Source organism: Acidimicrobiales bacterium (genome assembly GCA_035536915.1).
GTDB lineage: Bacteria > Actinomycetota > Acidimicrobiia > Acidimicrobiales > JAHWLA01 > JAHWLA01.
The window spans coordinates 20,353-44,904 of sequence record DATLNE010000014.1; the positions used below are offsets into that span (position 1 = coordinate 20,353).

General features: G+C 70.1%; 19 protein-coding genes. 6 read left to right on the forward strand and 13 right to left on the reverse strand.

Annotation, left to right across the window (positions count from 1 at the left end):
• Window positions 1-2: 2 nt before the first annotated feature.
• Genes VM938_04230 through glgX form a run of 5 tightly spaced genes read right to left on the reverse strand, consistent with a single transcriptional unit; the run spans window position 3 to window position 7,314 of the window.
• Window positions 3-464 carry an SRPBCC family protein gene (locus tag VM938_04230; GenBank protein ID HVF74233.1) on the reverse strand — a complete coding sequence of 154 codons (462 nt, stop codon included), beginning with the start codon at window positions 462-464 and terminating at the stop codon, window positions 3-5.
• Window positions 465-839 (reverse strand): DUF5709 domain-containing protein, encoded by a 375-nt coding sequence (locus tag VM938_04235; GenBank protein ID HVF74234.1) that lies wholly within the window; start codon window positions 837-839, stop codon window positions 465-467.
• 9 nt (window positions 840-848) lie between these two features.
• On the reverse strand, window positions 849-2,558 hold the full coding sequence (treZ, locus tag VM938_04240) for a malto-oligosyltrehalose trehalohydrolase (protein ID HVF74235.1): 1,710 nt from the start codon (window positions 2,556-2,558) through the stop codon (window positions 849-851).
• Window positions 2,559-2,600: 42 nt separating this feature from the next.
• Complete coding sequence (gene treY, locus VM938_04245; protein HVF74236.1) at window positions 2,601-5,225, reverse strand: malto-oligosyltrehalose synthase; 2,625 nt, start codon at window positions 5,223-5,225, stop codon at window positions 2,601-2,603.
• The gene (glgX, locus tag VM938_04250; GenBank protein HVF74237.1) at window positions 5,215-7,314 is read right to left on the reverse strand and encodes a glycogen debranching protein GlgX; all 2,100 of its coding nucleotides are present in this window, start codon (window positions 7,312-7,314) and stop codon (window positions 5,215-5,217) included. Before glgX ends, treY begins: the two co-directional genes overlap by 11 nt.
• A 93-nt stretch (window positions 7,315-7,407) precedes the next feature.
• On the opposite strand from glgX, the gene VM938_04255 reads away from it, so the two are divergent.
• Window positions 7,408-7,785 (forward strand): ATP-binding protein, encoded by a 378-nt coding sequence (locus tag VM938_04255; protein HVF74238.1) that lies wholly within the window; start codon window positions 7,408-7,410, stop codon window positions 7,783-7,785.
• A gap of 16 nt (window positions 7,786-7,801) precedes the next feature.
• Window positions 7,802-8,167, forward strand: a complete 366-nt coding sequence (locus tag VM938_04260) for a hypothetical protein (GenBank protein HVF74239.1) — start codon at window positions 7,802-7,804, stop codon at window positions 8,165-8,167.
• A 55-nt stretch (window positions 8,168-8,222) separates the two neighbouring features.
• Here the strand turns inward: VM938_04260 and VM938_04265 are convergent, their stop codons facing one another.
• Entirely contained in the window at window positions 8,223-11,174 is a 2,952-nt protein-coding gene (locus VM938_04265; GenBank protein ID HVF74240.1) for an EAL domain-containing protein, read from the reverse strand.
• A 136-nt stretch (window positions 11,175-11,310) separates the two neighbouring features.
• Between VM938_04265 and VM938_04270 the strand changes: the two genes are divergently transcribed.
• Together VM938_04270 and VM938_04275 are read left to right on the forward strand one after the other, a co-directional pair.
• Window positions 11,311-11,898: a hypothetical protein gene (locus VM938_04270; GenBank protein HVF74241.1), complete on the forward strand. Its 588-nt coding sequence runs from the start codon at window positions 11,311-11,313 to the stop codon at window positions 11,896-11,898.
• Window positions 11,895-13,013, forward strand: a complete 1,119-nt coding sequence (locus tag VM938_04275; GenBank protein HVF74242.1) for a response regulator — start codon at window positions 11,895-11,897, stop codon at window positions 13,011-13,013. Before VM938_04270 ends, VM938_04275 begins: the two co-directional genes overlap by 4 nt.
• On the opposite strand, the gene VM938_04280 is transcribed toward VM938_04275, so the two are convergent.
• Together VM938_04280 and VM938_04285 are read right to left on the reverse strand one after the other, a co-directional pair.
• On the reverse strand, window positions 13,010-14,662 hold the full coding sequence (locus VM938_04280) for an AMP-binding protein (GenBank protein ID HVF74243.1): 1,653 nt from the start codon (window positions 14,660-14,662) through the stop codon (window positions 13,010-13,012). The genes VM938_04275 and VM938_04280 overlap by 4 nt on opposite strands.
• Before the next feature lies 1 nt (window position 14,663).
• Window positions 14,664-15,878, reverse strand: a complete 1,215-nt coding sequence (locus tag VM938_04285; GenBank protein ID HVF74244.1) for an acyl-CoA dehydrogenase family protein — start codon at window positions 15,876-15,878, stop codon at window positions 14,664-14,666.
• Between the two features lie 92 nt (window positions 15,879-15,970).
• Between VM938_04285 and VM938_04290 the strand changes: the two genes are divergently transcribed.
• Entirely contained in the window at window positions 15,971-16,399 is a 429-nt protein-coding gene (locus VM938_04290) for a hypothetical protein (GenBank protein HVF74245.1), read from the forward strand.
• A 1-nt stretch (window position 16,400) separates the two neighbouring features.
• Here VM938_04290 and VM938_04295 read toward each other — a convergent pair whose 3' ends face one another.
• Both VM938_04295 and VM938_04300 read right to left on the reverse strand, forming a co-directional pair.
• Window positions 16,401-17,732: a hypothetical protein gene (locus VM938_04295; protein ID HVF74246.1), complete on the reverse strand. Its 1,332-nt coding sequence runs from the start codon at window positions 17,730-17,732 to the stop codon at window positions 16,401-16,403.
• A gap of 35 nt (window positions 17,733-17,767) precedes the next feature.
• Window positions 17,768-19,003 (reverse strand): M15 family metallopeptidase, encoded by a 1,236-nt coding sequence (locus VM938_04300; protein HVF74247.1) that lies wholly within the window; start codon window positions 19,001-19,003, stop codon window positions 17,768-17,770.
• Between the two features lie 117 nt (window positions 19,004-19,120).
• On the opposite strand from VM938_04300, the gene VM938_04305 reads away from it, so the two are divergent.
• Complete coding sequence (locus VM938_04305; protein HVF74248.1) at window positions 19,121-21,832, forward strand: aconitate hydratase; 2,712 nt, start codon at window positions 19,121-19,123, stop codon at window positions 21,830-21,832.
• Here VM938_04305 and VM938_04310 read toward each other — a convergent pair.
• The 3 genes from VM938_04310 to VM938_04320 are packed head-to-tail and all read right to left on the reverse strand — an operon-like array spanning window position 21,816 to window position 24,549.
• Window positions 21,816-23,150: an MFS transporter gene (locus VM938_04310; protein HVF74249.1), complete on the reverse strand. Its 1,335-nt coding sequence runs from the start codon at window positions 23,148-23,150 to the stop codon at window positions 21,816-21,818. The two genes, VM938_04305 and VM938_04310, sit on opposite strands and share 17 nt — an antisense overlap.
• Window positions 23,147-23,965 (reverse strand): SRPBCC domain-containing protein, encoded by an 819-nt coding sequence (locus VM938_04315; GenBank protein ID HVF74250.1) that lies wholly within the window; start codon window positions 23,963-23,965, stop codon window positions 23,147-23,149. Before VM938_04315 ends, VM938_04310 begins: the two co-directional genes overlap by 4 nt.
• Window positions 23,962-24,549, reverse strand: a complete 588-nt coding sequence (locus VM938_04320; protein ID HVF74251.1) for a helix-turn-helix domain-containing protein — start codon at window positions 24,547-24,549, stop codon at window positions 23,962-23,964. The genes VM938_04315 and VM938_04320 overlap by 4 nt, the downstream gene beginning before the upstream one ends.
• Between the last annotated feature and the right edge of the window lie 3 nt (window positions 24,550-24,552).

A 24,552-nucleotide genomic window follows, 5' to 3' on the forward strand; every position in this document is an offset into this window, starting at 1 on the left:
GCTCAGGTGGGGCGAGCGTCGGCTGCCCGGCGCTCGTCGACGAGCTTGCGCAACCGCCGCAACGACTCGGCGTTGCGGGCCTTGGTCAGGACGTCCATGACCGGCGTGGGCACCAGCTTGGCGGGCCCGGCAACAACCTCTTCCAGCAGCACCACGTGCGTGCCCTCGGCGCCCCGGTCCTCCAGCAGGATCGTCACCGCGGCCACGCCCGCCGGGCGGGCCCGGGCCTCGAGCACCAGGCGGGTGGGCTCGACGATCTCCCGGACCTTGGTGTTGTCCTTGACGCGCAGCGGCCATGCCCCCACCTCGTGGTGGAAAGCGGTGCCCGGTTGGGGCCAGCCGTCGTCGACGGCGCGGATGCGACGGGCGCCGACCACCCAGCCCGGGTAGGCGTGGGGGTCGGTGATGACCGCCCACACGTCCTGCGGGGTGGCGCCTTCGAAGTCGGATTCGTTGCGGGCCATCTACGGCAGGTCGGTGATGTGCATGGCGGCCTCTTCGGCCGACAGGGCGTCGGTGTCGCCGAACGCCTCGGAAGCGATGGCGTCGCGCTCGGAGTCGAGGCCGGCCACGCCTTGGTCGGGCTCGACGAGCCGGCCCACCGAATCGTCGTCGAGGGTGTCGGCCATCACGTCGGGCTCCTCCCGCAGCACCCGTTCGGCCAGCGGCTCTTGGAGGCGCTCCTCCTCGGCGGTGATGCCGAACTCTTCGGCGGCCACAGGGTGGTCGCGGGGCGGCATCATGCCCTCGAACTGGTTGTAGTCGTCCTCCAGGCCGGGGGGCGCGTCCTCGATGGCAGGGATGCCCTCGGCTTCCAGGTCGAGATCGTCGTTCGACATGGCGCCTCCTTACCCGTGAACCAGAATTGCCACGCTGTCGGGCGGCAGGTGGACGGTGCCGTCTCCCGCCTTCACCTCGCCCGCGCTGAGCACCACGTCGCCGGCAGCGGCCACGTCGACGGCGGAGTCGCCCACGTTGCAGGCCACCGTCACGCCGGGACGGCGCAGCACCAACCAGCGGGCAACCTCGTCGTAGTCGACGTCCACGGCATCGAGGCGGTAGTCGAGCAGGCCGGGAACGCTTCGCCGCAGGGCGATGAGGCCGCGGTGCCAGTCGAGCAGGTCGTCGTCGGCTGTCGACCAGTCGAGCTTGGAGCGTTGGAAGGTGGCGGGGTCCTGGGGGTCGGGAACGTCGTCGGGCTTCCAGCCGAACGAGGCGAACTCCGAGCGCCGCCCTTCGCTCACGGCGGCGCCGAGGTCGGCGTCGTCGTGGTCGGTGAAGTAGAGGAACGGCGTGGTCGCGCCCCACTCCTCGCCTTGGAACAGCATCGGCACGAACGGGGCCGTGAGCACCAGCGCGGCCGCCACTTTTAGCCGCTCCGGGGGCATGAGCATCGACGACCGCTCCCCTAGGGCTCGGTTGCCCACTTGGTCGTGGTTCTGGAGGTAGCCGAGGAAGCGGTGGCCGGGCAGGCGGGGGTCGAGGCGGCCGTGGCGGCGGTTGCGGTGCTCGGAGTGGGTGCCCGCATAGACGAAGGCCTGGCGCAGGGCGGTGGCCAACTGGGCCATCGAGCCGAACTCGCTGTAGTAGCCCGAGCGCTCGCCGGTGAGCACGGTGTGCAGGGCGTGGTGGAAGTCGTCGCTCCACTGGGCGTCGATGCCGTAGCCGCCCGCCTCGCGGCGCTGCACCACTCGGGGGTCGTTGAGGTCGCTCTCGGCGATGAGGAACAGGGGGCGGCCCAGGCGGGTCGACAGGGCTTCGACGGCCAGGGCCATCTCCTCCAGCAGGTGCATGGCCGAGGTGTCGAGCAAGGCGTGCACGGCGTCGATGCGCAGGGCGTCGAAGTGGTAGTCGCGCAGCAACATGAGGGCGTTGTCGACGAAGAAGGTGCGCACCTCGTCGGAGCCCGCGCCGTCGAGGTTCACGGCGTCGCCCCACGGGGTGTTGTAGCGATCGGTGAAGTAGGGGCCGAATGTGCCGAGGAAGTTCCCGGCCGGGCCGAGGTGGTTGTAGACGACGTCGACGATGACGCCCAGGCCTCGGTGGTGGCAGGCGTCGACCAGCAGCTTGAGCCCCTCGGGGCCGCCGTAGTGGTGGTGGGGGGCGTAGAGGTCGACGCCGTCGTAGCCCCAGCCTCGTGTGCCGGAGAACTCGTTGACGGGCAGGAGCTCGACGGCGGTGACGCCCAGTTCGACCAGGTGGTCGAGCTTCTCGATGACGGCCTCGAAGGTGCCCTCCGAGGTGAAGGTGCCGACGTGCAGCTCGTAGACCACCGCGCTGGGCAGGTGGATGCCCCGCCAGCCTGTGTCGGTCCAGGGGAAGGCGTCGTGGTCGACGATCACCGACGGGCCGAACACGCCCTCGGGCTGCGACGGCGAGCGGGGGTCGGGCACCGGCTCCGCGCCGTCGACGGAGAACGCGTAGGCCACGCCCGGCCCGGCGTCGTCGACCTCGGCCGCGAACCAGCCGCCCGCCTGCGGCTCCATCGGCACCCGCCGACCGCCGACTTCGACATCCACCCGCGTCGCCGCCGGTGCCCACACCTCGAACCGATGCATACCACCTCCGGTCCCGAGTACATAGCCGGCGAAAATCGCCGGCTATGTACTCGGGACGTGCTCCAGTAGGGCCACGGGGAAAGAGCGGAGCAGGTCGGCCAGCTCGACCGGCCCGCCCGAGTGCTCCTCACCCGTGAACACGTTCGTCCAGCGGCCGTCGGGAAGCTCGACCGCAGTCTCTGCCCATTGCCCGTCGAGCCGCAGCACCAAACGGGGCGCCACCGTCACCGCCTCGTCACCGCGTGCGAAGGCCACCGCGTGCTCGGCCTTGTCGCCACCGACGGGCAGCGGGCGATAGGTCGACTGGCGTCCGAAGGCGTCGGGCCGCCGCGCCCGCAACGCCAGCGCCTCCTTGACCACGAGCAGCTTGGGCAGCCCGTCGTCGCTGCGCCCGATCACCTCGTCGACCTTGAGGTCGTCGAGCTCGGCCAGGAGGCGGCGGCGCTGCTCGTAGTCGACCGGCCTGCGGTTGTCGGGGTCGACCAGGCTGAGGTCCCACAGCTCCTGGCCCTGGTAGATGTCGGGCACGCCGGGGGCCGTCAGCTTGATCAGCGTCTGGGCCAGCGACGTCACCCGCCCGATTTCGACCAGCGGCGCAACGAAGGCGGCCAGCTCGCCCTGGAAGCGCTCGTCGGCCAGCAGTTCGCGCACGTGGCGTGTGAGCGCCTCGTCGTAGGCGGGGTCGGGATCGATCCACGACGTGTGCTCCTTGGCCTCCTTCGACGCCTTCTCCATGTAGGCCACGGCCCGGTCGGGGTCGAGGGGCCAAGCCCCCACCAGCACCTGGAGCAACAGGTACTGGGCGTTGGCGTCGACGGGGCCGTCCTTCACCCAGCGCACGGCGAAGCCCGCCCACTCGTCGGGGATCTCGGAGAGCAGCGAGATGCGCGACCGCACGTCCTCGCTGCGTTTGGTGTCGTGGGTGGAGGTGGCCAGCATGGCGGCAGGCCACTGCCGCTGCGCCTCCGTGCAGGCGGCGTGAAACTCCTCGACCGACGTGCCGAAGTGGCCGGGGTCGCCGCCCACCTCATTAAGGGAGACCAGGCGGTTGTACGTGTAGAACGCCGTGTCCTCCACGCCCTTGGCCATGACCGGCCCGGTCAACTGTTGGAAGCGGGCCACCAGCTCGCGCTCGGCCTCGCCGTCCATCTCGCCCAGCAACAGGCGGCGTACGAAGTCGAGCAAGTCGGCGTCGATGTCGGGCCGGCGGCGAGCCACGTCGGCGGCTGCCGTCTCGATGAAGCGCCGGTCGTCGTCGCCCGCAGGGGGCACGTAGGTGCGGTAGACGGGGAAGGAGGCGGCCACCTCCCGCAACACGTCGTGCAGCTCGTTGCGGGTGTAGTCGCGGTAGCGCCGGTGGCGTTCGCACACGGCCACGAGCAGGTTGGTGAGGCGGATGACGTCGGCGGCCAGCACGTCACGCAGCACCAGCAGCTTCTTGTCGACCACGATGCCCGGCCAGTCGGTGGGCTGTCCGGTGAGCTCCTCGTACAAGCCGGTCAGCGCCCGCTCCCCCGCCGGGTCGACGAACAGGCCGCCGAGCAGGTTCAAGAAGTCGTAGCCGGTGGTGCCCGCGGTCGCCCACGCCGAGGGCAGGCGCTCGCCGTGCTCGAGGATCTTCTCGACCACCACCCACACGCCGCCGGTGGCCTCGGCCAGGCGGTCGAGGTAGCCGGACGGGTCGCGCAGCCCGTCGGGGTGGTCGATGCGCAGGCCGTCGACTACGCCCTCGTGCACCCATTCGAGGATGCGCTGGTGGGTGTCGGCGAAGACGTCGGGGTCCTCGATGCGCAACCCGATGAGGGTGTTGATGTCGAAGAAGCGGCGGTAGTCGAGCTCGCGCCCCGCGGTGCGCCAGAAGGCCAGCCGGTAGTTCTGCCGGTCGAGCAAGGCGTCAAGGGCGTCGGGGTCGCCGTTCGCCTCGGCCACGACGACATCGACGGCGGCCGCCACCTCGGGCTGTTCCTCGCACAACTGCGCCAGGCGCGACCGCAGCACCTCCTTGTCGCGATGGCGCTCGCGCACGCTGTCGGGATCGGTCGACGCCGCGTGGGGCAGGCGGCCCAGGGCGGCGGCGATCGACTCCAGTTCGTCGCTCTCGCACCGCTCGGCTGCAGTCGCCAGCAGCGTGTCGAGCGAGCGGGGCGCCACCGGCCAAAGGTTGTCGTAATAGTGGACGGTGAACGAGCCGCCTTCACGCCGCAGCGCCAGCTCCCCCGCCTCCAAGACGCGGCCGTAGTGGTCGCCCAGCACCGGGAGCAGGACGGTGTTGCGCAGCTTCGACTCCGGCGGGTCCCAGTCGACGTCGAAGTAGGAGGCGTAGACGCTCGACGGGCCGTTCTCCAGCACGTCCCACCACCAGCCGTTCTCGGGGGTGCCGATGGCCATGTGGTTGGGCACGATGTCGAGTACCTGGCCCAGGCCGGCCCGGCGCAGGGCCGCGCACAGCCGGGCGTGCCCTTCCTCGCCGCCCAGCTCGCCGTTGGCCCGGTGGTGGTCGACCACGTCGTAGCCGTGGGTACTGCCGGGAGCAGCCTGCAGGTAGGGCGAGGCGTAGAGGTGGCTGACCCCCAGCGCGGCGAGGTAGTCGGCCACCGCGGCGGCGGCGTCGAAGGTGAACTCCGGCGTGAACTGCAGCCGGTAGGTGGCCCGGGGGTCAGCCGACACGGCGGAGCACGGCGAGGCTGCGGGCGGTGGTGTTCACCTGGTCGCCCGCCTTGTACTGGTCGCCCTCGCTGAAGGTGTCAGCGGTGTCGAGCACCTTGATCCACCCCTCGCCGTACGGGGCAGGGGGCAGGGCGAAGTCGAGGTTCTCGTGGTAGGCGTTGAACAGCAGCAGGAAGCTGTCGTCGACGATGCGCTGGCCCCTCGGGTCGCGGGTGGGGATGGCGTCGCCGTTGAGGAACACGGCCAGCGACTTGGCGAAGCCCGACTCCCAGTCGTCCTCGTTCATCTCGGTGCCGTCGGGGCGGAACCAGGCGATGTCGGCCACGTCCTCGCCGTGCAGCCTGCGGCCCTGGAACCACCGGCGGCGGCGGAAGATCGGGTGGCGCTTGCGCAGGTCGACGAGGCGCTGGGTGAAGGCGATGAGCTCGCCGTCCTGGTTCTCCCAGTCGAACCAGGAGATCTCGTTGTCCTGGCAGTAGGCGTTGTTGTTGCCGTGCTGGGTGCGGCCCATCTCGTCGCCGCCCAGCAGCATGGGGATGCCCTGCGACAGGAACGTCGTGGCCAGGTAGTTGCGCTGCTGCTTGGCCCGCAGTTCGTTGACGGCGGGGTCGTCGGTCGGCCCTTCGACTCCGCAGTTCCACGAGCGGTTGTGGCTCTCGCCGTCGTTGTTGTCCTCGCCGTTGGCGTCGTTGTGCTTCTCGTTATAGGAGACGAGGTCGCGCAGGGTGAAGCCGTCGTGGGCGGTCACGAAGTTGATCGAGGCGTAGGGGCGGCGCCCGTCGTTCTCGTAGAGGTCCGAGCTGCCGGTGAGTCGGTAGGCGAACTCCGACAAGCCCTGTTCCTCGCCCCGCCAGTAGTCGCGGATGCAGTCGCGGTACTTACCGTTCCACTCCGACCACAGCGGCGGGAAGTTGCCCACTTGGTAGCCGCCTTCGCCGATGTCCCACGGCTCGGCGATGAGCTTGACCTGGCTGACGACGGGGTCCTGCTGGATGAGGTCGAAGAACGCCGACAGGCGGTCGACCTCGTGGAACTGGCGGGCCAGGGTGGCCGCCAGGTCGAAGCGGAAGCCGTCGACGTGCATCTCCAACACCCAGTAGCGCAGCGAGTCCATGATGAGCTGCAGCACATGGGGGTGGCGGACGTTGAGGCTGTTCCCCGTGCCGGTCGTGTCGTAGTAGAAGCGCTTGTCCTTGTCGACCAACCGGTAGTAGGTGGCGTTGTCGATGCCCTTGAAGCTCAGCACCGGGCCGAGGTGGTTGCCCTCGGCGGTGTGGTTGTAGACGACGTCGAGGATGACCTCGATGCCCGCGTCGTGCAGGTGCTTCACCATCTGCTTGAACTCCTGCACCTGCTCGCCGCGCTGGCCCGACGACGAGTAGTCGTTGTGGGGGGCCAGGTAGCCGATGGAGTTGTAGCCCCAGTAGTTGCGCAGGCCCTTCTCTGTCAGGTGCGAGTCCTGCACGAACTGGTGGACCGGTAGAAGCTCGACGGCGGTGACGCCCAGGTTCTGCAGGTAGTCGATGGCCACGGGATGGGCCAGGCCCGCGTAGGTGCCCCGCAGTTCCTCGGGGATGTCGGGGTGACGGGCGGTGAAGCCCTTGACGTGCACCTCGTAGACGATCGTCTCGTGCCACGGGCGCTTGGGACGACGGTCGTCGGTCCAGTCGAAGTACGGGCTGGTGACCACGGCCTTGGGCATGTGGGGCGCGCTGTCGAGGTCGTTGACGGGGCCGTCAGGCTCGCCGAAGCGGTAGCTGAACAGAGCCTCGCCCCAGTCGATGTCGCCCTCCACGGCCGTGGCGTAGGGGTCGAGCAGCAGCTTGGAGGGGTTGCAGCGGGCGCCGTTGGCGGGGTCGTAGGGGCCGTACACCCGGAAGCCGTAGCGGCGGCCGGGGCCGACGTTGGGCAGGTAGCCGTGCCAGCAGAACGCCGTCATCTCCGGGAGCTCCACCCGGGTCTCCGTGCCGTCGTCGTCGAAGAGGCACAGCTCGACTCGTTCTGCCACTTCCGAGAACAACGAGAAGTTGGTGCCCGCGCCGTCGTAGGTCGCGCCGAGAGGGAAGGGGTCCCCGGGCCAAATTTCCATGCAGCACGGTCTACCCGAGCGGGAGGCCGCGCATACTTTTGTTCCCGCTCGGGGAGGAGGGAGTCGGAGGCCAGGCTGCCTGCCCGGACGCTTGTGGACGAGGTACTGCAGGACCGCACGACGTTGCGCGCCGACGCGTCGAGCGCGCGCGCCGCTCGTCGGTTCCTCCGGGACGTGCTCGAGGACTGGCGCTGCGACGAGGTGGTCGAGGTCGTCCTGCTGGCCGCCAACGAGCTGGTGACCAACGCCATCCTGCACGCCCGCACCGACTTCGAGCTGATCGTGCGCCTGGCGCGGGGCGTGGTGCGCATCGAGGTGATCGACTTCGACGAACGGCTGCCCGTGCACCGCGACGCCCGCGACGACGCATTGGGTGGGCGCGGGATGGGCGTGCTCAACGCCGTCGCCGACCGGTGGGGGGTCGACCCCGTGCTCGGCGGCAAGAAGGTGTGGTTCGAGGTGCCCGCCTAGCGGGGACGATGGCTGCATGCCCGACGACGACGTGAACGAAGTCGACCTGGAGCAACAGCCGGTTGGGCCCGGCGGCGAGGCGGGCGGCGGCGAGTGGCCCGACCCCGATGCGCCCCCGACCGGCCCGGCGCCCGGCGAGTCCCCCCGCTCGGATGCGCCCGCCGACCCCGTGGGCGGCGACGGCACCGACACCCAGGCCGAGGTGCAGCAGGACGGCTCCACCGGCGGCGACCGAGGCGAGGCCCGCCTCGGCGAAGGCCCTGCGGGGTTCAAGGACGTGCTGGAAGCCGACCCCGTGCGTGGCGGCTCCGCCTCCACACCCCACGACGACATCCCCGAAGACCGCGAGTCCTCCCCCGACCCCAGCGCCGGCGGCCCCTGACTCTCACTGAACTGCCAGTTGTGCACACCAGGGTGCGCACAACTGGCAGTTCAGTTCAGGCGGTGAGCGACGAGCCTGCTGCCGTCGACGCCACGGCGGCAGCCAGGGCATCGGCCGCCATGGGGCGGCCCAGCAGGTAGCCCTGCGCCAGTTCGCAGCCGTGGCGGCGCAGGAAGGAAAGCTGCTCCTCCGTCTCCACGCCTTCGGCCACCACTCGCAACCCGAGCGAGTGGGCCATGGCGATGGTGGCCGCCACGATGGGCGCCTCGTCGTCGGCGTGGGCGATCTCGTTGACGAACGACCGGTCGATCTTGAGCGTGTCGAGCGGGAACTGCCGCAGCCGGCTCAGCATGGAGTAGCCGGTGCCGAAGTCGTCGATGGCCACCGACACCCCGAGCCCCCGCAGCCCGTCGAGCTTCTCCCGGGTGTCGCCCACCTCATCGACGGCCACGCTCTCCGTCACTTCCAGCTCCAGCCGCGACGGGTCGAGCCCCGCCGCCCGCATGGCCTCGATCACCGTCACCGCCATGCGCGGGTGCTGGAGGTGGCGGCCCGACATGTTGACGGAGATGCGCAGCGACGGCAGGCCCTCGCGCTCCCACGCCTGCGCCTGCAAGCACGCCGTTTGCAGCACCCACGTGTCGACGGCAACCACCAAGCCGACCTCTTCGGCCAGCGGGATGAACTCGTCGGGGCGGATGATGCCGAGCGAATGGTGCTGCCACCGCACCAGCGCCTCGACGCCGACTACGGCGCCCGACGTCAACTCGACGATGGGCTGGTACGCCACCCGCAGCTCGTCGTGCTCGATGGCGTTGTGGAGGTCGGCCTCCAACGCCAAGCGGGGGTACGCACCGTCGCCCGCCCGCGGCCCGTACAGCTCGTAGCTGTTACCGCCCCGAGCCTTGGCCCGGTACATGGCGATGTCGGCGTGCTTCAGCAACGTCTCGTAGCGCAGCCCGTCGCTGGGGTACAGGGCGATGCCCACCGACGGGGTCATGAACAGTTCGTTCTCCCCCACCGTGAACGGCATGCGAAACCCTTCGAGGATCTTGCCCGCGATGATCGTGGCGTCCTCGTCACGATGGATGCCGGGCAGCAACAAGGTGAACTCGTCGCCGCCCATGCGGGCCACGGTGTCGCCCTTGCGCACGGCGCCGAGCATGCGCCCCGACACCTGCTTGAGCAGTTCGTTGCCGAAGTCGTGGCCCAGCGAGTCGTTGACCTTCTTGAACCGGTCGAGGTCGATGAACAGGACGGCCACCCGCTCGCCCGACCGTCCGCTCTGGGCCAGCGCTTGCGCCACCCGGTCCTCGAACAGCAACTGGTTGGGCAGCCCGGTCAGTGCGTCGTGCATGGCCTGGTGGCGCACCTGCTCCAACAGCCGCACGTTGGCCAGCCCGATGCCGGCCTGCGCCGCCAACAGCTCCAAGCACTCGATCTCGTGGTGGCCCACCGGCTCGATGCTGCGCGACGACACGACCAGCGCAGCGACCACCTCGTCGCTCACCCGGATGGGCGTCGCCACCGTGGCCCGGAACCCCGCCGCCCGGCAGTCGGCCAGCCCGCCCTCCCACGACGAGTAGTCGTCGATCACGACGGTCTCGCGGCGAGCCCGCATGGCCCCGGCCAGCCCGGCGGCGATGGGCTGGCGTTCGGTGCCCACTGCCTCGGGCAGCCCTCGTCGCCGCGTGCTGAACCACGTCGAGGTGGGCTCGTCGAATACGCAGAGCTCGACCCCGTCGAAGCCCAAGGCCAATGAAGCGTCGACCACCGAGTCGAGCAACCGGTCGGCTTCCAGCGAGCCCATGGCCCGGCCCGCGGCGGCCACCAACTGCAGCAATCCCGCCCGGTGCTCCGACTCGGCCCGTGCCTGGCGGTGCTGCTCGGCGTGGGTGGCGTAGCTGCGGGCCAGGTGACCCGTCGTCAGGGCGACCAGCAGGACGATGCCGAGCCGGTACGTCCACGACTCGACCATCACCGACTGGCCTTCGTAGGTCGCCGCCCCCCACACGTCACGCAGGATGTAGGCCACGCTCGTGGCCGCCCACGTGATGAGCGCACCGCGCAGCTGCGCACGGATGGCCCCTTCCATGGCGGGGATGACCAATAAGGCCCACAAGGCCGAGGTGGTGTCGAAGGTGAACAGCCACACGAGCGACATCACCACGGCGGCGTCCACCACCAAGCCGACCGTGCCCAACCGCACCAAGGTGCGCGGCGAAGACGATTTCTCGAAGCGAAGCGATACCAGGTTCATGGCCACCAGCAGGCCCATGACGGCAGCGGCGGCGGGGAACTTGGGGAACGGCACCGACACGCCGGGCGGCGGCACATACAGGACGAACTGGACGGCGCTGAACAACACGCCGACCCACCGGGCCAAGCGCATGGCCGCTTCCCGCTCCCGCAACGAACGCGTGGCGTCCACGCCTTCGTCGGCGGGCGACGTCGATTCGTCCACCCGGAGCATCGGCTCGGCCCGCGGCCCACCCGTCGACCCGTCGTCGTCGGCCATGAGCTCGGCCACGTCGACGGCGGGCAAGGGATGCACTGGTTGCGGCTCCGGGCGGGCGCCCGCCCGCCACGGGGGGCACAGCTCGGCCAGCACGGTGGTCATCTCGCTGAAGGTGGCACCCTTCTCCAGGTACACATGGGCGCCGCGGGCGATGGCGTCGTGGGCCATGTGCTCGGCTTCGAAGCCCGACAGCACCACGATCTTGGTAGCAGGCGAGGCCTGGAGGATGCCGGAAATCGCCTGCAACCCGTCCATAACGGGCATAGCGAGGTCAAGGACCACGGCATCGGGCTTCTCGCTGGCCACCATGGCGATGGCCTCCAACCCGTCGGCCGCTTGGCCGACCACTTGGAAACGGCCGTCGAGCTCGAGGGTGTAGCGCAACAGGGCGCGCACGTCCGCAGTGTCGTCGGCGATGACAACCCGCGTCTTGCTCGGGGCGTCGACCCCTGCGGTCAGCATGCCGACAGGGCCCGCTGCGCGCGCCATCCCGTCTCAGCCATCGGGGACTACATCGGCTGCAAAGGGGCGCAACGTGACCCGTTTCCTGATGATTCTGCGCTGCGCTCATCTTCGACACGCGCCTGCCGAAGCAGTAAGTGCAGGAGGCGGAAGGAGCTTGGCTGTGTGGTGGCAGATCGGCGTGGCGGCGAACGCAGTGGTGGCGGTCTCCTACGTCGGGATCGCGCTCGCCCTGCTGATCCCCCTGTTGCGCACCCGCCAGGTGCCCTCCAACCGGCTCGGCACGGCCACCGTCGCCATTTTCTTCACCTGCGCCGTGCACCACGGCGGCCACAGCCTGCACATGCTCCTGCCCGCCCTCGGCATGGAGGCGCACCACGGCCTCTCGCTGCGTGACGCCTTCGACTGGCACCAAGCGAGTTGGGACGTGCTGAGCGCCTTCGTCGGCATCTGGTACTGGTCGCTGCGCTCGACCTACGGCCCGCTCATGCGCGGCGCCGCCCTGTTCGACGACATGAAGGAACGGCAACGCCGTGCCTTGGAGATCAACGACGAGATCGTGCAGGGCCTGTCGGTGGCCAAGCTGGCGCTCGAGCTCGACGAACGGGGCCGCTCGGCCGAGGCACTGGAACAAGCGCTGGCGTCGGCCCGCACCATCATCTCCGACCTGTTGGGCGACACGGAAGAGGAGTTCCGACTCGGGCCGGGCGACCTTCGGCGCCGGGCTCCGGCGCACGTGGGCAAGTCGTGATCGACGCCATGGCCTCGACGATGGCGGCGCGGGTGCTGCTGGCCGACGACACGCCCGACATCCGCACGTTGCTGCGCTTGGTGCTGTCGCGCCACGACGACTTCGAGGTGGTGGCCGAAGCGGGCAACGGCAGCGAAGCCATCGAGATGGCGAGCCTCCATCGCCCTGACGTCGTGCTGCTCGACCTGGCCATGCCGGTCATGGACGGGCTCGAAGCCCTCCCCGGCCTGCGAACCGCCGTCCCCCACGCCAAGATCGTCGTGCTCTCGGGGTTCAACGCCAGCCAGATGGCCGACGAGGCGTTACGAGCGGGTGCCGACGCGTACCTGGAGAAGGGCACCCCGCCCGGGCAGTTGGTCAGCGAGCTACGTCGCATCTGCGGCTTCCGGGAGACGCCCGCCGACGTCCCGACCGTCGTCGACGACCCTGCGCCTGGCGAGCAGGCGCCACCGATGTGGGGCCCGGAAGAGCTGGCCCTGGTGAACCATGAACTGCTCAGCCCGCTGGCCGTCATCGAGGGCCTTGCCTCGTTGCTCGAACGCAAGCCCGAGGTCTTCCGCCCCGAGCAGATCCGCGAGCACGCGGCCAGCATCAGGCGCAGCACCCGCCACCTCGGGGCGCTGCTGCAGACGGTCACAGACGCCCGCCGGCTGGAGGCCGACGCGCTGGCGTTGGAGCGCTCTGCCATCGACCTCGTCGTCCTCGTACGCGATGCCGTGCAGGACCTGGCCGTGGTCACGGACGGCCATCCGGTGCGAGTGGAAGCACCGGCGTCGATGGTGGTGTCGATCGACCCGGTGCGAGTGCGCCAGATCGTCACGAACCTCGTCACCAACGCCGCCAAGTTCTCGCCCCACGACGGGCTGATAACCGTGCGGGTAGCCGCCAACGACACCTCCGTCGAGGTGAGCGTGCGCGACGAAGGCCCCGGGGTGGCGCCCGAACGCCGCTCCGAGCTGTTCCACCGCTTCAGCCGCCTCGACGCCGGTGCCAAAGGCATGGGCCTCGGCCTCTACATCTCACGCGGCCTGGCCCGTGCCCACGGCGGCGACGTCGTGCTGCTCGACGACGGCCCGCCCGGCGCCACCTTCGTGCTGCGCCTGCCTCGCCGCTAGACGAAGCTGTCGCGCAGCTCGCGCTTGAGGATCTTGCCCGCCGGGTTGCGCGGCAGTTGCTCGTTGCGCACCTGCACGCGGGTGGGGACCTTGAACGGCGCCAAACGAGCCCGCACGTGCTCCTGCAACTCTTCCGCAGTGAGTTCGTGGCCGGGACGCACATAGACGACGGCGGCCACCTCTTCGCCCAAGCGTTCGTGCGGCACGCCGAGCACGGCCGCTTCGTAGACCGCCGGGTGCTCGTAGATGGCGGCTTCGACCTCGGCGCAGTACACGTTCTCGCCGCCGCGCAGCACCATGTCCTTGGCCCGGTCCTCGACGTAGACGAAGCCGTCGTCGTCGACCCGGCCGATGTCGCCGGTGCGCAACCACCCGTCGACGATGGTCTCGGCCGTGGCCTCGGGCTTGTTCCAATAGCCGCGGATGAGGTTGGGCCCCTTGAACCAGATCTCGCCGCGCTCGCCCCGGGGCACGGGGCGGCCGTCGGGGTCGCGCACGTCGACTTGGAGGATGGGCGTGACGCGCCCGGTGCTCGTGGGGTGGCTCACGTAGTCGGCGCCGCCGTTCTGCGGGCCGTAGGCGTTGGTCTCGGTCATGCCGTAGCCGATGCCCGGCCCCGCCTTCTTGAAGCTGCCCGCCACCCGCTTCACCAACTCGGGCGGCGCAGGGGCGCCCCCGCCGCCCACGCTGACGAGTGACGAGGTGTCGAAGTCGGCAAAACGGGGCGACTCCAGCAGGTCCCAGCTCTGGGTGGGCACGCCCACGAAGTTGGTGACCCGCTCCCGCTCGATGAGCTCCAAGGCCCGCTCGGGGTCCCACTTGTACATGATCACCAGCTTCACGCCGGCGGCGAAGCACGACAGCATGACGGCGACGCAACCCGTGACGTGGAACAGCGGCACGATGAGGATGAAGGCCGACGGGTCGCTCGGTGGCGGCGCGCCGTCGGACTCGCGGCGCAGGCGGTCGACGGCGGCACGACAACCGAAGCCCATGAGGGCCTGGAGCACCGCTCGATGGGTCGAGACCGCGCCCTTGGGCCGGCCCGTCGTGCCCGAGGTGTAGAGGATGGTGGCGTCGTCGTCGGGGTCGATGTCGACGGCGGGAAGCGGTTGCCCCAGGCGGGGCAGGACCACGTCGTCCCAGCGGTCGCCCGACGCGGCGTGGCGCACGCCGAGCACGCGCACGCCGAACCCGGCGGCCCGTTCTGCCCGTTCGGCGTCGGCGACCAACAAAGAGGCGCCGGAGTCGTCGAGCGCGTAGTGGAGCTCGTCCTCGGTCCACCAAGCGTTGAGCGAGACCACCACGGCGCCCACCGACAGGATCGCCGCGTAGGCGATGATCCACTCGGGGTAGTTGCGCATGCCGAGGGCAACGCGGTCACCCTTGCCGATGCCGTAGTGCTCGACCAGCGCGGCGCCCACTGCGTCGACATGGGCCATGACGTCGGCGAAGCTCCACCGCTCGTCCTCGTAGACGAGAAAGGTGGCGTCGCCCCGCGAGCGCGACAGGTCGAAGATGTCGCGCAGCGATCGGGGGGCGTGCTTGAACACCGTGCAGGAGATGCCGCCGAGGCCGAGCTCGTCTGTCTCGAACCACTGTCCCGGTCCTGTGACCTGGGCGACGGCGTCGTCGTAGCCGAGCGTCATGTCAGTTCCCGAAGTCCCAGCTCTCGCCCTTGGCGTAGCTGCCGAGCACCGTCTTGGCGATGAGGATCTTGTGCACCTCGTCGGGGCCGTCGGCCAGCCGCAAGGTGCGGGCGCCGAGGTACATGCCCGCCAGCGGGAGGTCGTTCGACACGCCCGCCGCGCCCCACACCTGGATGGCCCGGTCGACCACCCGGTGGTAGGCGGCAGGCACGAACACCTTGATGGCGGAGATGTCGGTGCGAGCGGCCTTGTCGTTCTGGTCGATCTTCTCCGCGGCGTGGATGGTCATGAGCCGGGCCGCCTGGATGTCGATGTAGCTGTCGGCGATGAAGCCCTGCACGAACTGCTTGTCCTTCAACGGCCCGCCGTGCACCTGGCGCGTCTCGGCCCGCTCGACCATAAGGTCGAAGGCCCGCCACATCTGCCCCACCGAGTTCATGCAGTGGTAGATGCGCCCCGCGCCCAAGCGGTCCTGGGCCGCTTCGTGGCCTTGGCCCGCATGGCCCAGCATGTTCTCCACGGGGATGCGCACGTTTGTGTACTTCACCTCGCAGTGGTCGGAGGTGTCGCGGCCCCAGATGCCGATGCCCCGCACGATTGTCACGCCCGGCGTGTCGGTGGGGACGATGAACTGCGCCATGGAACCGGTGTCGCTGACCCGGGCCATGACGATGAAGAAGTCGGCCTCCAATCCGTTGGAGGTGAACCACTTGTGGCCGTTGATCACCCAGGAGTCACCGTCGCTGGTGGCCGAGGTGTCGAGCGAGCGGGGATCGGAGCCGGGGTTGTGCGGCTCGGTCATGGAAAAGCCCGACTCCATGGTCCCGTCGATGAGCGGCAGCAACCAGCGCTCTTTCTGCTCGTCGGTGCCGTACTTCACGAGGATCTTCTGGTTGCCGCTGTTGGGCGCGACCACCCCGAACAACTTCGCCGCGCCGATGGCGTAGGCGAGGATTTCGTTCATGTAGGCATGGGCCAGGAAGTCGAGGCCCATGCCGCCGTACTCCTGGGGCAGGTGGGGTGCCCACAGGCCTGCTTTCTTGACCTTTTGCTTGATGTCCTCACGCAGCTCGCGGGCGGCCTCGCGGTCACGACTGCGTCCCCACAGCGCCGCTTCATTGGGGAGGATGTCGTTGTTGACAATCTCCGCCGTGCGCATGCGGATGTCGTTTATGCGCTCGTCGAGCGTTGCGATCGGCTTGACGTTCATCGCCATGCCCGCACGATAGGCGGGCCGACTGACATCGGCGTCAGGAGGGAACTTGTGCGGTGATGCCTCGTTGGTGGTGCCGCATGTGGTCTCCTCTTGTGCCCAGCCCGTGGCCCGAAGGCGCATGGCACTGCCCCACGTGCGGCCGCGTGCTCGTCGGCGGCGGACGGCCGGGGCGCAGCGGGTCGGCGATGTGGGAGGGCATGACCCGGTTGGAGCGGTCGCAGGCGTGCCTGGTCGACGGCACGCCGCTGCCCGAAGCCGAGCGCCGCTCGCTCTCGCCCGAGCAGGTCAGGGCGCGGGCAATGACCCTGGCGGCGTCCCTCGACCGACGATGGGCCAAGCGCCTGCGCGGCGCGGTGTCGCAGTACGAGCTGGCCCACTACCTCGTGTGGCTGCGGGCCGACAGGTGCGTGCCGCGCGACATCGCCGAGATCGACCGGCTGCTCTACGCCATCGGGCTGCTGTTGCCCACCGACGGGCCGCGGGCCCGCCCGCCGCTCGTCTACGGGCCGTGGCGGTGGTAGCTCAGGCCAGCGAGGCGAAGGCGATTGTGGCGCCGGACGGCGACCACGCCAGCGCCGAGAACGGCGACGCGTTGCCCTTGAATTGCGCCACCCGGCGCGAGCCCACGCCTACCAGGCACAGCGCAGGACGAGCTTCGTTGGCGACCTTGGCGTAGACGGCCAACGAGCCGCTGTCGGGCGCCCACGTGGGCTGCTGCAGGTCCTTGCCCACCAGTCGTTCCTTGCCGGTCGACAGGTCGGTGGCTGTCAGCCCCGAGGCCGAGACCCAACCTATCTCCCGCCCGTTCGGTGACATGCCGAAGCTCGACCCGCCGGTGCCGACCGTCCGCAACTCGGCGCCGTCGGGCCTGGCGGCGGCACCGAGGAAGCGCCCGCCCTGCACGGGCACGAACGCCACGCGGGTGCCGTCCGTCGACCAGGCCAGGGGGAAGCCGGGCGACTCCGAATCGCCCAGTTCCTTCACCGCCGCGCTCTCGACAGTGAGTACCCCGAACTTCTTGCTGTCCGTGTACGCCACGTGCTTGCCGTCGCCCGACACCGAGATGTTGTGCACGGCACGGCCGGCGCTCGCGTCGATGAGGTTTCGCCGGTCAGAGCCGTCGGCATCGACCATGGCCAGGGTGCCGCCGTCGGTGAACACGATGGTCCCGTCGGGCCGCACCTCGAGGTCGCCGACGATCGCGGTGGTGTCGACCACGTCGGTCGCCCCGCCGCCCGCAGCGGGTACGGCGACGATGCGGTCGTGGGTCGTCTCGGCTCGAACGGCCACCATGAGCGTGCTGCTGTCGGCCGTCCAGTCGAAGTGCCCCGCCGGCAGCGCTTCGTAGACAGTGCGGCTGGCGCCTCCGATGTCGAGCACGACGAGGCGGCGGTCGTCCTGCGGCCCGGCCAGGTAGGCAAGGCGCTTGCCGTCGGGTGACCAGGCGAAGCGCTCGATGCCTTCGGCCACGACGCGGCGCAGGCGGCCGTCGGCGACATCGACCACCCAGAGCCCCGAACTGTCGATCGTCGATGCCGAGCCCAGGCACGTGGGCTGGGCAAAGGCCGTCGTGGTGGTGCTCGTCGGCGCCGCAGTGGTGGCGGTGGTCAGCGGTGCTGTCGGGGTTTGCCCGACGAGGGGCCCCACGGTCGAGTCGGTCGTCGGCTCCGTCGTGTCGTGGGTGAGGTCGGCGGCCGTCGTGGTCGTGGTGCTGTCGGTCGACAGCCGGGTGTTGTCCTTGTCGTGCAATACGGCGGCGAGCAGGCCCGCCACGAGCAACGTCGCCGTTGCCGCCGCCACGGTGGGCGTTGCATGTCGGGCGCCGACCAGGCGCGTTGCAAAGGTCGTGAGCAAAGTTGTCCCCTTGGTTGCCCTGGTGCCGATGGTACCTATGAGAACGACGTAACCGTGCCGTCCACGGCCACCAGGCGGTAGCCGCTGCCTGCGGGGGCCATGCCCGCTACCGGCGCCGTGGGCTGCCCACCGAGCGAGCCCCGGAAGGGCGCGCCGCCGAAGGTGAAGATGCCGCCGTCGGACGCCACCAGCCAGTAGGCGCTCGGCCCGGCGGCGGCCATGCCGACCACCGGCTTGTTGAGGCGCTGACCGCCCGTGCTGCCCGCGAAGCCCGCGTCACCGAAGGTGAAGATGCCTCCGTCCGATGCCACCAGCCAGTAGCCGTTGCCGCTGGGCGTCGCCGCCATGCCCACCACCGGCTTGTTGAGCGGCGTGCCGCCCATGCTGCCGAGGAAAGCTGCGTCGCCGAAGGTGAAGATGCCGCCGTCGGAAGCGACGAGCCAGTAGCCGTTGCCCGTGTTGGTGGAGGCCATGCCGACGATGGGCTGGTTCAACGGCTTGCCGCCCATGCTGCCGAGGAAGCTGGCATTGCCGTAGGTGAACACGCCGCCGTCACCCGCCACCAAGCGGTAGCCGCCGCCGTCGGGGGTGGGCGCGCCGCCCACCATGAGCCGCTGCAACGGCAAGCCCTCGGCACCGCCGTGGCCGGTAGCGCCGTCGGCCGCCGTCACCGCACCGAGTCCGGTGACCGACCACCACCCGCCGCCGGGCTTGGTCATCACCGCCACGATGTCGGCGCGCACGGGGTCGCCGCCCATGACCCCGCCGTCGCCGACCCACTCCCAGTGCCACGCCTCGTCGCAGCCGCTGCCGCCGGGTCGCGCCCAGCCCGGGTGGTTCCAGCCGTAGTGGGAGGCGTTGGCCTTCAGCCACGCGTAGGCGGGCGACGAGAAGGTGAGGCCGCCGCGCCGGTCACGGAAGTCGACGGCCTTGCCCCATCCGTGCATCGACGTCCCCGGCCGCGCCGCGCACGGGCCCCAGGCGGCACGCTCCTCCACTTGGCCGTCGTAGGGCCGATAGCACTCGGAGGTGGCGAGGTCGACGCCTTCGTGGCGGGCGGCGGCGAGCAGCAGGTGGAGGCTGGTGGCCGCGGGCCGATAGGCCACGCACCGGGGGCCGACGGTAATGAGGTCGGTGCTGTGCAACTGCCCGTTGCTGCGGCCCGGCACCGGCGTGGGCCGGTTGTCTGGGTGGACCGCAGGACCGGCGGAGGCGGGCGCCCCCACGGCAACGAGCACAGCGGTGAGGGCCACGAGCAACGAACGACGCATCCCCCCAGTGTGGCGGGTAGGAGGGCCAGAGCATGCGGTTTCGGGACCAGCGCGACGCGGGGCGACAGTTGGCCGAGCGAGACGAAGAAGTGCTTGACCTCCTGTAGGTTCCGCGTCATGAGCCGAACCCTGCAGGTCGGCGACGACCGCTACGAGATCTGGCCGCTGGGCGACGTCGACACGTTGCCGTTCTCCTTGAAGGTGCTCCTGGAGAACCTGTTGCGCAACGGAGCCGACGAGGACGCCGCCGCGCTGGCAGCGTGGGACCCGGCCGCCACCGTCGACCGGGAGCTGGCCTTCTCCCCCGCCCGCATCCTCATGCAGGACTTCACCGGCGTCCCCGCCGTGGTCGACCTCGCCGCCATGCGCGATGCGGTCGTGGCCCTCGGCGGCGACCCCGCCCGCATCAACCCGCTGGTCCCCGCCGAGTTGGTGATCGACCATTCGATCTCGGTCGACGTGGCGGGCGTGGCCGACGCCGTGGTGCGCAACGTGGAACTGGAGTTCGGCCGCAACGTGGAGCGCTACCGGTTCCTGAAGTGGGGCCAGCAGGCCTTCGACGGGTTGCTGGTGGTGCCGCCCAACACCGGCATCTGCCACCAGGTCAACCTCGAGTACCTCGCTCGGGTGGTGTTCGTCGACGATGCCGGCCGTGCCTATCCCGACACCCTGGTGGGCACCGACTCGCACACCACCATGATCAACGGGCTCGGCGTGCTCGGGTGGGGCGTCGGTGGCATCGAGGCCGAAGCGGCCATGCTCGGCCAAGCGGTGTCGATGCTCACGCCCAAGGTCGTCGGCTTCCGCCTCCACGGCGAACTGCGGGAAGGCGCCACCGCCACCGACTTGGTGCTCACCGTCACCGAGTTGCTGCGCCGCCACGGCGTGGTCGGCAAGTTCGTTGAGTTCTACGGCCCCGGCGTGGGTGCGGTGCCCGTCGAGAACCGGGCCACCATCGGCAACATGTCGCCGGAGTACGGCTCGACGTGCGCCATCTTCCCCATCGACGACGAGACCCTGCGTTACCTCCGTTTCACCGGCCGCGACGAACAGCGCGTGGCCTTGGTGGAGGCGTACGCCAAGGAGCAGGGGCTGTGGCACGAGCCCGACCGCGAGCCCCGGTACTCCGAGCACATCGAGCTCGACCTCGGCACCGTGGTGCCCAGCATCGCCGGGCCCAGCCGGCCGCAGGACCGGGTGGCGCTCGACGAGGCGAAGGCCCGCTTCCGCGAAGCGCTGGGCGCCTTCCTCGGCGTCGAAGCCGACACGCCCGAGCACGCGTCGGCCCTGTCGTTCCCGGCCAGTGACCCGCCCGCGGCGATGGGCGGCGTCACCGGGACGGGCGAACCCGACAACGGCGAGCCGCCGCACGGCAACGGCGTGGTACCCGACGACGGCCACGAGGTGACGTTGGCCGACGGCACCACCTACCGCATCGACCACGGCAAGGTGGTGATCGCCGCCATCACCAGTTGCACCAACACCTCGAACCCCTACGTGATGGTGGCCGCGGGCCTGTTGGCCAAGAAGGCCGTCGAGCGCGGCATCGACCGCAAGCCGTGGGTGAAGGCGTCGCTCGCCCCGGGAAGCCGGGTGGTGACCGACTACTTCGAGCGGGCCGGGCTCACGCCGTACCTCGACAAGCTCGGCTTCAACCTCGTCGGCTACGGCTGCACCACCTGCATCGGCAACTCAGGGCCGTTGGCCCCTGAGCTGTCGCAGGCCATCGCCGACGCCGACCTGTCGGTGGCTGCGGTGCTGTCGGGCAACCGCAACTTCGAAGGGCGCATCAACCCCGACGTGCGCATGAACTACCTGGCGTCGCCGCCGTTGGTCGTCGCCTATGCGCTGGCAGGGACGATGGACTGGGACCCGTACGCCGAGGCGTTCCCCGGCACCGACGTGTTCCTGCGCGACGTGTGGCCCACGTCGGCCGAAGTGGAAGAGGTGGTGCGCGCCGCCGTCGACACCGAGATGTACCGGCAGCGTTATGCCACCGTGCTCGAAGGCGACGAGCGGTGGCGGTCGCTCGACGTCGCCACCGGCGAGCGCTTCGAGTGGGACCCCGAGTCCACCTATGTGCGGCTGCCGCCGTACTTCGACGACATGCCGGTGGAGCCGGTGGCGCCCGGCGACATCGACGGGGCCCGGGTACTGGCGTTGCTGGGCGACAGCATCACCACCGACCACATCTCGCCCGCTGGGTCCATCCGTCGCGACGGGCCTGCCGCAGCGTGGCTGCAGGCACACGGCGTGCCGGTCGAGGAGTTCAACTCGTTCGGTTCGCGGCGGGGCAACCACGAGGTGATGCTGCGGGGCACGTTCGGCAACATCCGGTTGCGCAACCGATTGGCGCCCGGCACCGAGGGCGGCGTCACCCGCCACCTGCCCAGCGGCGAGCAGTTGTCGATCTACGACGCGGCCGAGCGCTACCGGGCCGAGGGCGTGCCGCTGGTGGTGGTGGCGGGCACCGAGTACGGCTCGGGTTCGTCACGCGACTGGGCGGCCAAGGGCACGGCGCTGCTCGGCGTGCGCGCCGTGTTGGCCCGGTCGTTCGAACGCATCCACCGGTCGAACCTGGTGGGCATGGGCGTGCTGCCGCTGGAACTACCGGCCGACATCGAGCTGACGGGCGAGGAGGTCGTGACCATCGTCGGCATCGGCGGGCGCGACCCCGAGGAGCTCATCGGCGCCGCGCTCCCGGTGCAGGCCGGCGAACTGCGCTTCGAAGCGCGGTGCCGTATCGACACGCCGACGGAAGCGGCCTACTTCCGCCACGGCGGCATCCTCCCCTACGTGCTGCGCCAGTTGGCTACACGGCCGACCTGAGCCGACGGTACGACCGCGATGTCCACAGGGCGGCGGTGACGGCCACGCCGAGGAGCCCGGCGAGCGTGAACATCATGGCGATGCCCCGGTCGGGCCCGACGCCGAACCAGCCGCCGATGGCGTCCGCTCCACCACCGTCGGTCATCAGCGGCATGAACACCACCTCGGCCAGGGGCGCCATGAGGAACGCCGTCAACGGCGAAGCGGCGTTCTCCACCAGCTGCGAGAAGCCGAAGACGCGGCCCTGCCGCTCGTAGGGGATGGCGCGCTGGAGGATGGTGTGCTCGGCGGCTTCCAGCACCGGCACCAAGGCGAGCCATACGATCATGCCGACGACGAGCATGACGATCGACGACCGCAGCGCTAACACGGAGCACGCGGCCCAGTTCACGAGGTTGCCCCGCAGCAGGACGCGCAACGGATCGGGTCCCAGCCCGTAGCGCGACACGAACAGTCCGCCTCCGATGAAGGCCAAGCTGATGAAGCCCCACAGCACGCCCCATGCCTCGACCGACACCAGGTTCAGCCCGTAGGCATCCATGAGCGCCATGAACACGCCCGCCAACAGGTTGTTGAAGGCCGTCAGGAAGATCAGCATCGACAGCCCGGGTACAGCACGGATGGCTTCCAACGCGGCATGCACGTCGACATGGCGGCGCGGCGCACCCGGGGCAACTGGTTCCGGTTCGGGTTCGTCGATGGTGATGGTGAAGAGGTGGACGAGGGCGACCACGGTGAGCCCGAGCGCCAGGTAGTACGCCCACCCCATGCCGAGCGTGCCGATGACCAGGCCGCTGAACACCGAGGTGATGGCGAAGGAGGCCCCGGTGATGGTCCCCACCATGCCGTTGGCGCGGTCACGATGCGGCTCGGGGACGAGCAGGGTCACGCACGTCGCCATCACGATGGCGCGCAAGCCGCCTGCCACCGATCCGAGCAGGGTGGTCAGGGCGAGCAACCAAAACCACGGGCCGCGGAGGCGCAGCAGCTCGTCGCGGTCGACCGTCAGGAACACCATGGTGGCCACGGTGAAGCAGGCGGCCGAGGTGGCAGTGGCCAGGACCAGCGCCTGGTGCTTGCGGTGAAAGTCGACGAACGTGCCGAAGAACGGCCCGAGGATGGCAGACGCGATGGCCGAAGCCCCGCCGATCATCCCGGTGGCCACCACCGAGCGGGTCTCCAGGTAGACCCAGAAGGTCAGGGCGAACCACAGGAACGTGCTCGTCACCCCGGCGACGAGCGTGTTCAGAAGCAACCGCCGGAACGCCGGCGGCACCACGGCGAGGACTGCTTCGGGTTCTGCGACGTCTTCGCTCATGCCTGTGCCGCTTCGGGTGCGGCGTGCTCGCGGGCGACTCCTTCGAGCCAGGCCTGCCACGCGGGCTGTTCGGCCTTGGCGTAGTCGGACGCGGCGTCGGAGAAGACGTACCCCTGTACGTGCACGCCGCTGGTCGTCTCCCCCGAGTTGAACGAGTAGAAGTTGAGCAGGCCTGGCACCGGGGATTCCATGCGCACCAGGAAGTGCCGCGGCACGACGCGCTCGACCTCGCCGAGGACGCCACGTTCGTCGACCTTGTCGCCGACGGCCTCGGCGCCGAGCTTGGCCTGCAAGGCGGCGATGGTCTCTTCGGGCGTGGCCGGGAAGTCGTCGACGCCGGCCCATATGGCGGAGGCGTGTTGGCCGGGGAAGTGGGTGAGGTAGAGGCGGAGGTTGTCGAGGATGGCACCCCAGCCGTGTGTCATCTCGTCGAAGAACTCGTTCTCCCAGTCGGCGCCGGTGCCGAAGGCGCTGGTGACCACGGTGACCACGCAGGTGCCGCCGGAGCGGGCTTCCACCAGGAACTCGGTGGCGAGTGGCGTCACGTCGGCGTCGGGGTGGCCGCTGAACTCGTCCCAGTCCTCTTCGTAGGCGAAGCGGCGGGCGGGCTCGAAGGCCGTGACCCGCCCGTTCGATGTGACGCCCGGGCCCATGTGGAAGGCCAGGGCACCGCCCTCGCGGGCGTCGAGCTCGGTGGACATCATCCACGAGGCGATGCCGTCGGCGGTGGCGATCGCTTCCCACACCTGCTCGGGGGTGCCGGGGACGACGAGGGTCAACTCGAAGCGGTGCGGGACGTTGCAGTGGTCGGTCATCGGGTCTCCTCGACGGCAGGCTTGGGATGGGCGGCGACGACGAGCCGGTGCGGGCGGCCGTGGTCGTGGTGGTAGCGGGCGACAAGGTCGAGCACGGAGGCAGTCAGCTCGTCGGCGAAGGCGGCGCGGTCGGCGGCCGAGCGGAAGCGGATCTCGGTGTCGACGGTGAAGGTGGGAAAGCGGCGGCCCGTGGCATCGGCCTTGCGGGCCAGGCTGCCGACCTCGCGCATGATGCGGCCTGCGAGGGCGATGAGGTAGCGGGCCGACATGCGGTCGGCCACGTCGTCGGGGCGGGCGCCGTCCTCGGCGATGGCGGCGGGCGAGACGACGTAACTGGCCGCCGTGGCCCGCACCAACCGCTCGGTGATGCCCCCGTGCATGCGGACCTCGGCCAGTTCCACGAGGCCGTGAGCCTCAAGGGTCTTGAGGTGGTAGTTCACCTGCTGGCGAGAAAGGTCGACGCGGGCCGCGAGGCCCGCAGCCGACGCGGGCGCGTCGGCCAGTTCGGCCAACAGCCGAGCCCGCACAGGGTCGAGCGCCGCGGCTGCCACCCCCGGGTCCTCGATAACGTCGACGTCTCGCACTAC